The sequence below is a fragment of the Aquimarina penaris genome (assembly GCF_040786285.1).
Taxonomy (GTDB): domain Bacteria; phylum Bacteroidota; class Bacteroidia; order Flavobacteriales; family Flavobacteriaceae; genus Aquimarina.
Window position 1 is genome coordinate 349,654 of record NZ_JBFMKQ010000002.1, and the last position, 15,300, is coordinate 364,953.

Annotated in this window: 11 protein-coding genes; 7 read left to right on the top strand and 4 right to left on the bottom strand. The window is 33.2% G+C overall.

The features are described 5' to 3' along the window. Positions 1 to 43: 43 nt before the first annotated feature. The 4 genes from ABW637_RS11200 (at position 44) to ABW637_RS11215 (ending at position 8,838) form a co-directional block, all read left to right on the top strand. A complete protein-coding gene (locus tag ABW637_RS11200; protein WP_367584782.1) occupies positions 44 to 3,031 on the top strand; it encodes a carboxypeptidase-like regulatory domain-containing protein in 2,988 nt (995 codons plus the stop codon). 218 nt (positions 3,032 to 3,249) lie between these two features. Beyond that, on the top strand, positions 3,250 to 6,237 hold the full coding sequence (locus tag ABW637_RS11205) for a DUF2135 domain-containing protein (RefSeq protein ID WP_367584783.1): 2,988 nt from the start codon (positions 3,250 to 3,252) through the stop codon (positions 6,235 to 6,237). 167 nt (positions 6,238 to 6,404) lie between these two features. Continuing rightward, positions 6,405 to 8,195, top strand: coding sequence for a DUF885 domain-containing protein (locus ABW637_RS11210; RefSeq protein WP_367584784.1), 1,791 nt, complete (start codon positions 6,405 to 6,407; stop codon positions 8,193 to 8,195). Between the two features lie 160 nt (positions 8,196 to 8,355). Next, on the top strand, positions 8,356 to 8,838 hold the full coding sequence (locus ABW637_RS11215; RefSeq protein ID WP_367584785.1) for a GNAT family N-acetyltransferase: 483 nt from the start codon (positions 8,356 to 8,358) through the stop codon (positions 8,836 to 8,838). A gap of 17 nt (positions 8,839 to 8,855) precedes the next feature. Here ABW637_RS11215 and ABW637_RS11220 read toward each other — a convergent pair whose 3' ends face one another. Then, entirely contained in the window at positions 8,856 to 9,290 is a 435-nt protein-coding gene (locus ABW637_RS11220; RefSeq protein WP_367584786.1) for a VOC family protein, read from the bottom strand. 256 nt (positions 9,291 to 9,546) lie between these two features. On the opposite strand from ABW637_RS11220, the gene ABW637_RS11225 reads away from it, so the two are divergent. After that, a complete protein-coding gene (locus tag ABW637_RS11225) occupies positions 9,547 to 10,236 on the top strand; it encodes a DUF4386 domain-containing protein (protein ID WP_367584788.1) in 690 nt (229 codons plus the stop codon). Positions 10,237 to 10,399: 163 nt separating this feature from the next. Next, entirely contained in the window at positions 10,400 to 12,025 is a 1,626-nt protein-coding gene (locus ABW637_RS11230) for an amidohydrolase (RefSeq protein WP_367584789.1), read from the top strand. Here the strand turns inward: ABW637_RS11230 and ABW637_RS11235 are convergent. The 3 genes from ABW637_RS11235 to ABW637_RS11245 all read right to left on the bottom strand — a co-directional run bounded on the left by ABW637_RS11235 (position 12,022) and on the right by ABW637_RS11245 (position 14,488). Beyond that, positions 12,022 to 12,693 (bottom strand): RNA polymerase sigma factor, encoded by a 672-nt coding sequence (locus ABW637_RS11235; protein WP_367584790.1) that lies wholly within the window; start codon positions 12,691 to 12,693, stop codon positions 12,022 to 12,024. The two genes, ABW637_RS11230 and ABW637_RS11235, sit on opposite strands and share 4 nt — an antisense overlap. Positions 12,694 to 12,855: 162 nt before the next feature. Next, complete coding sequence (locus ABW637_RS11240) at positions 12,856 to 13,641, bottom strand: hypothetical protein (RefSeq protein WP_367584791.1); 786 nt, start codon at positions 13,639 to 13,641, stop codon at positions 12,856 to 12,858. A 136-nt stretch (positions 13,642 to 13,777) separates the two neighbouring features. Then, positions 13,778 to 14,488 carry a class I SAM-dependent methyltransferase gene (locus ABW637_RS11245; protein ID WP_367584792.1) on the bottom strand — a complete coding sequence of 237 codons (711 nt, stop codon included), beginning with the start codon at positions 14,486 to 14,488 and terminating at the stop codon, positions 13,778 to 13,780. 252 nt (positions 14,489 to 14,740) lie between these two features. On the opposite strand from ABW637_RS11245, the gene ABW637_RS11250 reads away from it, so the two are divergent. Continuing rightward, positions 14,741 to 15,235, top strand: a complete 495-nt coding sequence (locus tag ABW637_RS11250; RefSeq protein WP_367584793.1) for a YkgJ family cysteine cluster protein — start codon at positions 14,741 to 14,743, stop codon at positions 15,233 to 15,235. Positions 15,236 to 15,300: the final 65 nt, after the last annotated feature.

Genomic DNA, 15,300 nt, shown 5'->3' on the forward strand with positions numbered 1-15,300 from the left:
TGTTTCCTATTTTAGGAAACATAAATTGTTTAAATCAGGCATTATGAGAAATAGAGGGTTTTTGTTTTTAGTATTCTTTTTGGTAACTACACTTATGTCATACAGTCAGTATGAAGTGCTAATAGATGCTTTTGTTCTTCATCAGGAAACAAATAAACCGATTCCTTATATAAATGTTGGTTTTGTTGATAAAGAGGTAGGGACAGTCACGAATAAAAACGGAAGATTTTATTTGCGATATGATGAAGATGAAATCCAGGATAATGACATAATCAAGTTCTCGGGTATTGGTTACCAATCAACCAGTTTTAGATATAAACAACTTTTTGAAGCTCTAAAAAAGGACAATAAAATATTTCTAAAACATATCACCAAAGATCAAATTAACGTGATTGATCCACCAGTCGAAGAAAATAAAATAGATTCGATAGGATATATTACCTATGATTCTGATCAATTGGCGTATTGGAGAGGTAAAGATATTCTTGGTAGTGAGATAGGGGCCTTTATTAAATCCAGAAAAAAAAATACTAAACTTTTAAAGCTAAAATTTAATGTGGTAGAAAACACCGCTGATAGCCTTTTGGTTAGGGTTAATATTTATGAAAATGATAAAGGCAGGCCAGGAAATAATATAGTAAAGAATACTATTTTTCATACAATTTCTAGAAAAACAGGCGAAGAAAGTATTGACTTGTCTAAATACAACATTATAGTTAATCACGATTTTATAGCTAGTATCGAATTGGTTAACGTATTTGGTAACGATATGAAATTTGCCATAACAGGAAGCCCTATTGGGCATTCATTTGTAAAAAAGGTAAGTCATGACCGATGGACAGTGAATGAAAACAAGGGTATAGCCTTTAAATTACACACATCAAATACTTTAAAAGACTATGAGCCTGATGAATTTGAAAAACCAAAGCACATTACTATATATTGGGATACTTCACTTTCTATGAAGGATAAGAATTTAGAGAAAGAGGTACAATTTCTTGAAGAATATTTTTCGAAAATTATAAATGTAAGCGTAGATCTGGTTACTTTTTCATCTAGTTTTGCTCAGACTAAATCATTCATTATCAAAAATGGAAGTAGTAAAACTTTGATTAGCAATCTCAAAAAAGTACGATATAACGGAGCTACAAATTTTTCTAAATTCTTCCATGAAAATAAGAGTACAGATCATTACTTAGTATTTACTGATGGTAATTATAATTTTGGGAAACCCAAATTTGACCATGATAAACCTGTTTTTTATATCAGCAGTAAAATGGATGCTAATCATACAGAATTACAACAAGCTGCATATTTTACAGGGGGTGAGTATGTAAATTTATTAAAAACTGAACCGCAAGAAGCACTAGAATATGTTTTTAGTAGATGGAAAGATCCATTACTATATAAAATTAAAGAGTCATCAGAATTAATTGAAGGTGTCGTTTTATACGAAAATACTCCGGTTGAGGGATGTAGAGTTTCGGTGAAAGGAACACATATCGAAGCAGTAACCGATAGTAATGGTAATTTTACAATTAAAGCCATGCCAAATCAAGTCCTGTCTTTTCATCATTTTAGTATGAAAAGTAAAGAAATGCACCTTAATGGTTTGCAAAGAGTAAAGATAGAACTTAAACCAAAATACGAAAAGCTTAATGAAGTAACACTTACAAAGAAAAAAGATGATAAACCTGAAGAACAAGTAAATCTGGGTAATAAGAAGGTCAATAAATATAAGATGGGATTTACTACATATATGATAAATAAAGAAGAGTTTCCTGCATCTTCACTTCATTTAACAGACCTTCTTAGAAAAAAGTTTCCAGGAGTGCAAGTATTTGGTTTTGGAGATGCTGCTAAGGTTATCGTTAGAGGGCGCAATACAATTCTAGGAGATAATGATCCATTATATGTAGTTGACGGTGCTATTCAAGTTGCGCCTCCTTATTATTTATTACCGGCTATGCTAGAAAGTATAACGTTGATTCCTGGATTATCAGGAACCATAATGTATGGTGGACGAGCAAGAAATGGAGTTTTTGTTATCGAAACTAATTTAATGAATTCTGCAGGGACGGATAATAAATCAAAAAATACACTTTTAGTTAAGGGAAATGATTATAATGAATCCACTTTTTTATTGAACCCAAATAAAAATAAACCCGAATACCTCGACGTACTGTGGAATAGCACTAGCTATATTGAAGCACAAGAGATATTCTATACACTTAGAGAGACACATATGCAAGAAGTAACTTTTTATGTCTTTTGTTCTGAATATTTTAAACGTTGGAATCCAAATTTTTCTCTAGAGATAATCTCTAATTTGGCTGAAATCGCCGAAGATAATTATGGTGTGTTAAGAACCTTGGCTTTTTTGTTAGAAGAAAGAGGTAATGTTCAACAAGCGGTAATGGTTTATGAAGATTTGTTTAATTTAAGACCTGATTTTGCACAATCTTATCTTGATTTAGCGAGGATCTATAAAGAGAATAAAGAATATGCTAAAGCATTCGATGTTTATAAAAGAATACTAAAAGAGTATCTGGATATAGAAGAATTAGTTGAAGTTCGAAAACAAGTGAAATCAGAGATACAACATTTATTAAATCATCATCGTTTGCATATACCATATACCAATATTCCTGCTAAACATTTAGTAGTAAAAGGAGTGCCGATTCGTATTGTTTTTGATTGGAATGATCCACAAGCAGAATTTGAATTTCAATTTGTAAGTCCTAAAAAGAAATATGAAAAATGGTCACATCGTTTTCATGATAATAATCAGTTATTAATAGATGAAGTAAGACATGGTATTGTATCTAAAGAGTTTATTGTAGATGATTCAACACCAGGAGAGTGGATTGTAAATGTGCAATCGCTCGACGATGTATCTTCATTGAAACCTACCTTTATGAAATATACCATTTACAGAAACTATGGTTTAGCCGATGAGACCAAGACCATAAAATTTATAAAACTCTATAATCAAAAAGAAAAAGTAACATTGGATAAGTTTTCTATATAAAACCTAATACATTAAAAACAAAAAACTCAAAATACCATGGCCAAAAAAATAAAGCTACATTCCCAACTAAAAAATAGAATACTCCTCTAGAAAAGAAGTGATTTGTATTTAAAAATAGGATTTACCCCCAAAAATTAACTATCCTTAACGTTAAACTTGTTGATTTACAGTTGATTGTTTTTTATTTTAGGAAACATGAATTGTTTAAATCTGGGGTTATGAGAAATAGAGAGCTTTTGTTTTTAGTATTCTTTTTGGCAACTACACTTACTTCATATAGTCAGTATGAAGTATTAATAGATGCTTTTGTTCTTAATCAAGAAACAAATAAACCGGTTCCCTATGCTAATATTGGTTTTATTGATAAAGGTGTTGGTACTGTAAGTCATAAAAATGGAAGATTTTATTTACGTTATGATGAGGAAGATATTGATCATAATGATATAATACAATTTTCTGGTGTTGGATATAAGGAGGTAAGCTATACATATGATCAACTTTTTGAGATGCTTAATACAAGCAATAAAATCTTCTTAGAGCCTTCAACAATAAATACCGCGGTTACTTATGAATCCTTTAAAGAAAGTAAACTAGATTCTATAGGGTACATTACATACGATTCAGATGTTTTAGCACATTGGCGTGATAAAAATGCATTAGGTAGTCAAATAGGAGCTTTTATTACATCAAGAAAAAAACATACTAAACTTTTAAACCTAAGATTTAATGTAGTTGAAAATACTGCAGATAGCCTCTTGGTACGAGTACATATATATAAAAACAATAATGGTAAGCCGGGTGTTGATCTGGTGACGAATAACCTATATCATACGATTTCTCGAAAAACAGGAGAAGAAACTATCGATTTATCTGAATATGATATTATTGTTGAGGATGATTTTATTGCCAGTATAGAACTTCTTAAAGTCTATGGTAAGAATTTAAGATTCGCAATTACAGGGAATAGTATTGGGCATTCTTTTACAAAAAGAGTAAGCCACGATAAATGGAAACTAAGAAAAAATGTAGGAATAGCATTTAAAATCCATACCGAGAATCCCTTGTCACTCTATACATCTAATGATCGAGAGAAACCGGAGCACATTACTTTATATTGGGATACATCGCTTTCTATGCAAAATAGAGACATTGACAAAGAAATACGATTTCTGGAAGAGTACTTTTCAAGAATCGTGAATGTAAAAGTTGATTTGATCACTTTTTCTAATACATCGTCAAAATCCAAAACATTTGTAATCGAAAACGGAAGTAGCAAAGGCTTGATTAATGAGATTAGGGCAATCAAATATAATGGGGCCACAAATTTTTCAACACTCTTTAAAGAAAAAAACAGCACAGATCAATATTTGGTATTTACAGACGGAAATTATAATTATGGCAAACCAGAATTTGCCTACCATGTACCGGTTTTTTATGTGAGTAGCAAAATGAACTCAAATCATGGCGAATTACAACAATCGGCAAATTTTACAAATGGATTATATGTAAATCTGTTAAAAACCGATCCAATAGCAGCATTAGATTACTTTTTTAATAAGACAGTAGATCCTCTGATATATGATTTAGTAGGATCATCAGAAGTGGTTAAAGGTATTGTTTTATCAGAAGATGATACTCCTGTTCAAGGCTGTAGGGTTTTAGTTAAAGGTACTTTATTGCATAGTGAGACTAATAAAGATGGAGTTTTTTACGTAAATGCGAAAGAAGGTGATATGTTAGAATTATCACATTTTGGTTTTGAAGGCAAAGAGATCGTATTGGATGTTCCCGAGGATATTAAAATTAACCTTAAACCTAAATATAATGAGTTGAGTCAAGTAAAAGTAAAAGGTAAAGAGCATAATGACCCTCAAGAAGTCATTCATTTAGGAGGAATGAATAAAGAAAAACAAAGGCTTGGGTTTGCCGCTTATACTCTTACCAAAGATAAATTTATTCAGTCGGCTATTTTCTTGCCAGATCTCTTAAGAGCTCAGTTTCCAGGAGTTAATGTCCGTAATAATCGAATTTTTAATAGTCGTAGCAACTCTTCCAATGTATCATGTTCGACTCCTTTATTCGTTGTAGACGGTATTCCATTCATTGGTGGTTTGCCAGTACATATACTTCCTCCAATGATTGAAAGCATTACGTATGTACCAGGTTTATCTGGCGCTATTCAATATGGTAGATTAGCCAGAAATGGAGTTTTTTACATAAAGACAGTACTGTTTGCTAATGATATGCGATCACAAACTAAGGATTATGAGGATTTTACCGAAACGACCAAAAATTATGCGCATCCCAAATTAATTCATAATTCTAATAATAGGAGGCCTGATTACTTAGACACATTATTTGATAGTAAGACATATAAAGAGGCTTTAGATGAATATTTTGAATTAATACAATATCATGGAAAGGAGACCATTTTTTTTATAAACAGTTTCGAGTATTTTAAAAAGTGGAATGAGAATTTTTCAAGAGAAGTATTATCTAATTTAATCGAAATTTCTAATCGTAAAGATTATGAAGCATTAAGAGCATTAGCCTTTAGATTAGAAAAGATAGGTGATCAAGAAAGTGCTTTGTTGGTATATGAAAATATTTTTGAAATTCGACCTAATTATGCGCAATCGTATCTTGATCTAGCCAGAACATATAAAGAAAATAAGAGATATCAGGATGCGTTCGAGATCTACAAAATAATGCTTCAGAATAGGGATAATAATGTCGATTTTACACCCCTTTTAGCTCAAGCAAAATCTCAAATACAACATCTATTAAATAATCATCGAATACAAGTGTCATACTCTGATGTGCCCACAAAGCTTCTTGTTGTTAAAAGTGCTCCTGTTCGTATAGTTTTTGATTGGAACGACCCAGAGGCAGAATTTGTTCTTCAGTTTGTCAACCCCAAAATGCGATATTATGAATGGTCTAATCAATCCGAAGAGAACAAAGCATCCTTTAAGGAAGACACAAAAAACGGAGCTTTGTCTAAAGAGTTTATTATCGAAAAATCATTTGAAGGACAATGGGTTGTAAACCTTAATGTCAATAGGAAAACGGCTAAATCATCAGAGTCATTTCTTAAATATACCATTTACACTAATTATGGATTACCCAATGAGACTAAGGAGATAAAATTTATAAAACTCAATAATCAAAAAGAAAAGGTAACATTAGACAAGTTTTCTATATAACAATATATTATAAATGCCTCATGGCAATTTAGAGTTTGATTCTTTGTTGTTATGAGGTTCAATTTTGATTAACCAAAGTAGTACGTGTTGCTATAATGTTAAGAGGCATTTCTATTAACACTAATTTTCCTACCTTTCCTTCCTTAAAAACAAAAACTCACAATATCATGATCAAAAAAATGCTTGCTATGGCTTGTTTGGCTATAGTTTTTACAGCTTGTAAAAATGAGACAACCACAAAAGAATCAAAAGCAGAAGTAGATATTACGGCTAAATTTAATGAGATGCTGGATAACTACTACGAAGAAGGCCTTCAGCTCAACCCTCTGCAGGCGACTTTTACCGGAGATAATCGTTTTAACGACCAGTTTTCTAACCCTTTGGCAGAAGAAATAGTAGCCAAAACAAAGGCATACTACGCTAAGTACAAAGAAGAATTAGCAAAGTTTGATGATGCCACTCTTTCTGAAAGTGAAAAAATGACTAAAGCAATTCTTAACTGGGAGTGCGATATGAATCTCGAAAAGTATGCTTTTAAAACAGATTATTTTCCGATTGATCAAATGTGGTCGATTAATCTTATGGCAGGGCAGTTAGCAAGTGGAGCCAGCGCTCAACCCTTTAAGACTGTAGAAGATTATAACAATTGGCTAAAGCGTCTTGAAGGATACCTAGAGTGGATGGCTTCGGCCGAAGCAAAAATGAAAGAAGGAATGAAAGCCGGGTATGTCTTACCAAAATCTTTAATCGTAAAAGTGCTTCCACAATTAGAAGCATTAACCGTTGAAGATCTGGATAAGCATCTTTTTTATAGTCCTGTCAAAAATTTTCCTGAAGATTTCTCTGAAGAGGATAAAAAACAGGTAACAGAAGCATATACCAAAATGGTTTCAGAAAAAATCATCCCCGCGTATAAAAGCCTTCACCAGTTTATGAGTACAGAATACCTCGAAGCGGGTAGAGCTAGTTCGGGTATTGCCGAGGTCCCAAATGGTGTAGATTTTTATAAATATCAAATCAAGTTGTATACCACTACGAATATGACTGCCGATGAGATCCATAAATTAGGACTTTCTGAAGTAGCACGAATCTCTTCAGAAATGGAGAAGATAAAAGAAGAAGTAGGGTACAAAGGAGACCTAAAATCGTTCTTTGACCATGTGCGTAACAAGAAAGAGTTGATGCCATTTACAGAGCCACAACAAGTGATCGATAATTTTAATGCGATTCATGATCGTATGAAACCACAGATCGAAAAACTGTTTGATGTGAAGCCTAAAACACCTTTCGAGGTGCGCCGTACAGAAGCATTTCGTGAGAATTCGGCAAGCGCAGAGTATAATCCGGGATCCTTGGATGGTACACGACCTGGGATTTTCTACACGCCAATACCAGAAGTTACAAAGTATAATACCTATAGCGACGAATCTTTATTTTTACATGAAGCTATCCCTGGACATCACTATCAGATTTCATTAACGCAAGAGAGCGAAGTACTACCAAAGTTTAGAAAAACATTGTGGTATAGTGGATATGGTGAAGGCTGGGCATTATACAGTGAATCCTTAGGTAAAGAATTAGGATTGTATACAGACCCGTACCAATATTTTGGTATGCTGGGAGCAGAAATGCATCGTGCAATTCGTTTAGTTGTTGATACAGGGTTACACTCTAAAGGATGGACTCGTGAACAAGCGATACAATATTCTTTAGATAATGAAGCTGAATCTGAAGCAGGAATCATCTCAGAGATCGAGCGTTATATGGCAAATCCAGGACAAGCATTATCTTATAAAATTGGGCAACTAAAAATAAGAGAACTTCGTGCTAAAGCAGAGCAGGAGCTTGGGGATACGTTTGATATCCGTCAGTTTCATAACCAGGTGCTAGAAACCGGATGTGTGCCACTAGCATTATTAGAAGATAAAATCAATAACTGGATTACTATAAATAAGTAATTTTTCTTGTATAAGAGTGTAAACCTCACAGGTCTCCTGGACCTGTGAGGTTTTTTTATGCTAAAGACTTTGATAGCCAATATATTTGTTAAGTTATTTTTAAATTGAATTGCCATCATTTTTATATCTCATAGCTTTATATAAAAATTTTGATTTACAAATGGAATTTAATATTCGAAAGCATAAGCCGGGAGATATTGGATGGATTATCTCAATGCATGGCGAAATTTATATTGAAGAATTTAATTTTGATCCTAATTTCGAAATACACATAGCGAATAAGTTTGTCCATTTTTTTAGAAAGGAAAAATCATCATTTGATACCGTTTTTATTTGCGAAACAGATGAAGAAAGAGTGGGGTCTATAGCAATTTCTAATATATCCGATACCAAAGCATTTATCAATTTTGTATTGATTTCTCCTAAATACAGAGGAAACGGTATTTCGAGAACATTGTTAGACGTAGTCATACAACATTGTAGAAATCATCACTATAAATCAATAGAACTAGAAACTTACGACCTTCTTAAGAGCGCCAGAAATTTGTATGATCAATATGGATTTACTATAAAAACGGTACATAAGAATGTAGAACTATTTGGTCAAACCATGGATCAGGAATTTTGGGAGATGAGGCTATAAGAAGGTGAAATCTATAATTATTTAGCCTTTTCTTGATAAATAATGATTTGCAATCCATCGGGATCTCTTAAATAAAGATAATAAGAACCCCATGGCCGAAGTACTGGGCCTCGTGCGCTCCATTTTTCATGTAGACGGGTTGCCCAATACGTTATATTATCGGTTCTTAATTGTATATCTATTTTATCATTTTTAATGGGATCACTAAAAGGTTCTTGATAATAATAATGATCATGCTTTATTTCTGAAATTTCAAAAAAGGCTGTACTACCTTCCTTACCAAACCTTAATATTAATCCTTTAGAGCCATCACCATCATTATACTCTTGTACGATACCCAGGTTTAGAATCTCGGTATAGAATATTTTTGAAGCTTCAAAATCTTTTGTTCTGATGACAGTTTTTAAACTTAATAAACCCTCATGTTTCGAATGATCTTTGGTATTATTCATTTTTTGCGTATTAAGTAGTTGTATTCTTTTTCAAGTTCTAAACTACGTTATCTTCAAATACAATCCTAGTTAAAAATTTAGAGAGTAATTTTATGTTTTTTTAATATGTATAGAAACTAGTTTGCAGTTATACTACCTGATTTATGATCTAAATTTTATAAAAAATAACGCATCAATAGTATCGAAGATATGGTGGTTCATTGTAACAATCTAATTATTAGATCGTCGACATAGTATCAATCAAAAAATCAATGGGATGTATTCAAACAAAAAATTAGCAAGAGTAGCAGGGTTATTATTTCTAATTTTAGTACTATGCGGAGTATTTGCAGAGTTCTTTGTGCGTAGTAAAATGTTTGTGCCTGGAGATACTGTTGCAACTATCGAAAATATAAAAGCATCAGAATGGTTATTTCGCTTAGGTATTGTGAGTGATCTCGTTATGTCAATCGCTTTTTTCTTCTTTCCTTTTGCTTTGTATTTAATTTTTAAACAGATCAATACGTTTCAATCCAAAGTAATGGTTGCATCTGTTATGATTGCCGTGGCGATTTATTGCATGAATATGCTAAATCAAGTTGCTGTATTACTATTAACTAGTGGTGCGGATTATTTAAACGCTTTTGAAACGGATCAACTAGACGGCTTGGCCATTTTCTTTTTAAAAATGCATACTAATGGATATTTTATAGACCAAATTTTTTATGGTCTATATCTACTTCCTTTGGGATATATGATCTTTAAATCAGGGATCATTCCTAAGATTATTGGTATTATGTTAATGCTTGGTTGTATTGGAGATTTGATCGATGTAGGCATGTATTTTTTATTCCCAAATCATGAGTCTGTATTTTTTAGCAATATCACTATACCTGCAGATATAGGCGAAATTTCATTATGCCTGTGGCTTTTGATTAAAGGGGTGAAGGATCCTAAAGAGATATAGAATAGCGAAGAAAGTGTGTTGATAAAGACTAACAGTGGTTTATCCCAATTACCATTAATGTGATAAAGGATACTTTCTTTTATATTAAGAAAATCTTAACCACTTCAAAACACAGATATCCCTATTTTTAGGCTTCATAAACACAAATCAACTCAACTACACAATGCAAAAAATCACTTTTTTATTCGTTAGTACGCTACTTTTTATTTCATGTCAACAGCCTAAAACACCTGCAGATGTATTGGTATTAAATGCGAATGTGTATACCGTAGACGAAAACCAACCAAAAGCAGAGGCATTTGTAATTAAAGAAGGCAAGTTTATTGCGGTAGGAACAAGTGAAGAGTTACTAAATACTTATGACGTCGCAGATACATTGGATGCAGAAGGAAAAACAATAATACCAGGATTGATCGATGCACATTGTCATTTTTATGGATTAGGGTTACAGCAGCAAAAGGTGGATCTAATGGGTACTAAAAGTTATGATGAGGTACTTCATCGCATAGTAGCTTTTCAAAAGGAAAAGAAAGTGTCTTTTATTACAGGTCGTGGATGGGATCAGAATGATTGGGAAGTAAAAGAGTTTCCGACCAAAGAAAAACTGGATAGCCTGTTTCCTGATACTCCGGTTGCCGTAACCAGAGTGGATGGTCATGCTTTATTAGTAAATCAAAAAGCATTAGACATGGCTAAAATAACGGTGGATACAAAAACTACCGGGGGTGAAATTCTTAAAAAAGACGGGAAACTTACAGGAGTATTAATCGATAATCCAATGGGGTTGATTGGGGCAATAGTTCCGGGGCCAACACTACAAGAGCAGATACAAGGCTTAAAAGATGCCGAGGCGATTAATTTCAGTTATGGACTAACTACAGTTGACGATGCAGGCCTAAGTCCAGAGGTAATCGCTTTAGTAGATAGTCTTCAAAAAACAGACCAGCTCAACATTAGAATGTATGCGATGGTAAGCAATGTACCCGAATATGTAGATTATTATTTAGAGAATGGAGTGCATAAGACAGATCAGCTTAATGTATCTTCATTTAAAGTCTATGCAGATGGGGCTTTAGGATCTAGGGGAGCAGCGTTAAAAGAACCGTACGCCGATCAAGAGAATCATTATGGCGCAATGGTTATTGGTAATGATGAATTTAAAGCCTTGGCAATGCGATTAGCAGCATCTCCTTTCCAGATGAATACTCATGCTATTGGTGATTCTGCAAATGCAGTGGTTATAAAAACATATTATGAAGTACTTAAAAATAAATCTGATCGTAGATGGCGAGTAGAGCATGCACAAGTTGTAGCTTCTGAAGAGTTTGATATGTTGAATGATAATCTGGTGATGAGTGTGCAGCCTACTCATGCAACTAGTGATATGTATTGGGCCGATGAACGATTGGGAGAAGACCGTATCAAAGGAGCTTATGCCTATAAAGAACTTTTAAAGAAAACAGGCAGAATAGCCTTAGGAACTGATTATCCTGTTGAGCATGTAAGTCCTTTCTATACATTTTATGCAGCTGTGGCCCGAAAAGATCTAAAACAATATCCCGATGGAGGTTTTCAAAAAGAAAATGCACTTACCCGTGAAGAAACCTTAAAAGGGATGACCCTTTGGGCCGCATACAGTAATTTTGAAGAAACTGAAAAAGGTAGCATTACAGCAGGTAAATTTGCTGATTTTGTAATTCTTGAAGATAATATCATGGAAATCGAGGAAAACAAAATTCCAAATATTAAAGTGAATGCCACCTATTTAAATGGGGAGAAGGTCTATTAAATAATACGCATTACTTTCATAACCAGAGTATCACATTTGCTGAATCCAAATTCGAAAATTTCGGTGTTTAAAGAAAGCTCATACAGTTCTTCTCGAATCATTTCTTTGGCACGATGAAGACGAACTTTTACATTGGATATGGTTAGCCCCAGGCAATCAGATACCTCGGCTATACTCATACCTTCAATTTCTCTGAGGACATAAACTGTTCTGTATTTTATTGCTAACCGATCAATAGTTCTTTCAAGTACTTGTTGGGCTTCTTTTCTAATCATCTTCTTTTCGGGATTTAACTGTTCTGCATCGGGTACCTCAAGTATAAAATCTTTAGAAGGACTATGTTCAGATTCATATAGTTTGATATATTTTCCTTTAGTCTTTAACCTGGCTAAAGTTTCGTTTATTCCAATTCGAATTAGCCATGTAGAAAACTGCGAGTCATGTTTAAACTGATATAATTTTTCATAGGCTTTCAAATAGGTGTTTTGCATAATATCTTCAATTTCAGCCTGATCATTTATATAGCTTCTTATCACCCTATAAAGCTTTTGATTATTCCTTCTTAGCAAGATTTCATATAACTCTTTTTCTCCCGAATGTATACGGTGTATCACATCAGAATCTGATATTTTATGAGTCTTATAATCATTAATTTTAATCCGCTCCATTGCCTCTTGTTTACCATTTAGATGAAAAAGAATACTAAAAGTTACAAAGTTTTGTAACTAAATACGCTCTTTTTCATCTAAAAATCAGATAACAAGAATATTAGAAATTATAAATGTTCGGGTTAAAATAGTTTTTATGTCGAAGATTAGCTTGAAGTTTACTTATCTCCCTCCGTTTGCTTGTAAATCTGCAATACATTGCGCATCAAGCTCAGGGATTACCTCTCCCATACCCATCATACCACTACCAAACTCGATAGCGGCTTCCATTAAACAACTTGGTACGTTACAGTGCCCATTACCATCACCATCGGCGTCTGTATCTTCATGCTCTGATTGTAAAGGAGTACCAATATTTACCAATCCAAGCAAATGAGCAAATTCGTGGTTTAAGGTTGCGGTTTCTATAGTGCTTAATGATGGTGCATTGGGCCTTGTACTTAATCTACGTAAAGTACTTTCATAAATTACCATAGAAGTGTTTAAATAAGCACTACCCAAGGTAACCTGTTCATCGGTATCGTCTTCTTTACCGCCATCGGCAAAGTATACATAAACAGCAATATCATCTTCTAGATTAAATAAAGAACGAGTATCATTCTCTATTTCTGCTACCTCTTCAATATTAAAAGGTGCATTATTTGAAGAAGTTACGGTACGTTGTGTAATCGTGATTCCATCCGGTTTAAATAATCGTTCTTGTAAAAATTCTCTAAATCCACTTATTGCAGCTGCAGTGGGTTCAAAACCTTGAACAGATACAATTTCTATAGACAGGCTATTAAAAGTCGTAGCACTTAAAAGGTCATTTGCAGAAGAGCCCAGAGGTCTTAAATTTGCAACTTGAGATTCGTTGTTGTTAATTGGAGTGTTATCGTCATCATCAGAACAACTAACAAGAATAAATGAGGATATGAATAGGTAACTTAAAAATTTTAATAGCTGCACAAGATTTCTTTTTAAAGTTGTTAGTATTGGTAAATAAACTCATAAATAGTAGAGTATACTTTTATGTTAACATTGTTTTAATGCATGTATTGCTTTTCCACAAAGATTATACCATCAATTATATATACTCATTTTGTTAATTGACTATAAGTCTTGCTAAATAGTCGTTATTTTCTCCTTCACATAACAATTCGCATAAAAAACCATTGGCATTAGCAGCATTTTGTAATGTATTATAATCAATATATAACCAATCAAACCAATCCGATTCTTGCTTTTTATATTTCAGTTTGTAACGCATTTCGCCATAATACCCTGCAGAGGCATCAACCCAAAAACCGCCATCATCATCTGTGAAAAGGTATGCAATGTCTGATGAGTCTAGTAGAACCTGCCCTCCAGGATTTAAGAGCGTTTTAGTATGAGTAAAGAATCTATCGATAGTACTTAATTTACCGATAATTCCACTTCCATTCATTACTAATAGCAGGGTGTCAAATGTTTCGTTTTTGAAATCAAAAATATCTTGAACTTTAGCATTATTAAGGCCTCTTTTTTTACATATTTCTATTGCGCCTTCAGAAATATCTATGGCGGTTATATCGAGTTTTTTTTCATTTTGAAGATAGAGAGCATGACTTCCGGCACCGCAACCTATGTCTAAAACTTTACCATAGGAGAAATCTAATGCTTTTTGCTCTATAACGGGCATCTCTGGATAAGTTCTAAATAAATAAGGAACAGGAATACTATCGTCGTCAAAGTCTGGAGCTTGCACGATGATATCTTCAGTATATTTTTGATTATAAAAGTCTCTAATGGCGTTTCCGAAGATATCTTTGTTCATATTTGTGATTTACGATTGTAGATTCTCGCTTTACGATTTTCTACGTAGTACTAGTATTAGTTTATATTCTCTTCATTAGTATAATGAAGCAATTTATTTTGGTAATTTCTCTTTATTAAAAATAGATAAAGAAAATATAACTACGTTTTATTTTTTCATTTGCTTGCTATAATACAGATTTGATTTTAAATAGAATCAAATCTTAATTTGTAACTCATCAATCGTAATTATCAAAAGCCTTACTTTTGCGGTATGCAAGATTTTATAGATCAATTACCACGGCTGGCCAAAGATAAACATAACGAAAACAAAAAGTTCTTTGCGAAGCTTAAAAAGAAACCGCCTAAAAAGTTAGATCACATCATGCAGGAGCTGCATGATGAAGAGTTTGAGCAAACAGATTGTTTACAATGTGCTAACTGTTGTAAAACTACAGGTCCATTATTTACAGATAAAGATGTTGAGCGTATAGCAAAACACTTAAGAATGAAACTCAGTCAGTTTGAAGCGCAATATTTAAGAAGAGACGAAGACGGGGATTTAATACTTCAACAAACGCCTTGTACTTTCCTGGGAGCTGATAATTATTGCTCTATTTATGAGGTACGACCAAAAGCATGTCGTGAATATCCGCATACAGATAGAAAAAAATTTCAGCAGATTTCTAACTTAACATTAAAGAATGTAGCTATTTGTCCTGCAGCGTATAATATTGTAGAGAAAATGAAGGCTAACATGTCGTTATAAAAAAAGTATTCCTATGTTTTTCTATGAAAACATAGGAATACTAAAGATGTGTGCCTTTTAATTTG

Bases quoted from the DNA above. Each gene is read 5' to 3' on its own strand.
- ABW637_RS11200 (WP_367584782.1), top strand. From the start codon at position 44: ATGAGAAATAGAGGGTTTTTGTTTTTAGTATTCTTTTTGGTAACTACA.
- ABW637_RS11205 (WP_367584783.1), top strand. From the start codon at position 3,250: ATGAGAAATAGAGAGCTTTTGTTTTTAGTATTCTTTTTGGCAACTACA.
- ABW637_RS11210 (WP_367584784.1), top strand. From the start codon at position 6,405: ATGATCAAAAAAATGCTTGCTATGGCTTGTTTGGCTATAGTTTTTACA.
- ABW637_RS11215 (WP_367584785.1), top strand. From the start codon at position 8,356: ATGGAATTTAATATTCGAAAGCATAAGCCGGGAGATATTGGATGGATT.
- ABW637_RS11220 (WP_367584786.1), bottom strand. From the start codon at position 9,290: ATGAATAATACCAAAGATCATTCGAAACATGAGGGTTTATTAAGTTTA.
- ABW637_RS11225 (WP_367584788.1), top strand. From the start codon at position 9,547: ATGTATTCAAACAAAAAATTAGCAAGAGTAGCAGGGTTATTATTTCTA.
- ABW637_RS11230 (WP_367584789.1), top strand. From the start codon at position 10,400: ATGCAAAAAATCACTTTTTTATTCGTTAGTACGCTACTTTTTATTTCA.
- ABW637_RS11235 (WP_367584790.1), bottom strand. From the start codon at position 12,693: ATGGAGCGGATTAAAATTAATGATTATAAGACTCATAAAATATCAGAT.
- ABW637_RS11245 (WP_367584792.1), bottom strand. From the start codon at position 14,488: ATGAACAAAGATATCTTCGGAAACGCCATTAGAGACTTTTATAATCAA.
- ABW637_RS11250 (WP_367584793.1), top strand. From the start codon at position 14,741: ATGCAAGATTTTATAGATCAATTACCACGGCTGGCCAAAGATAAACAT.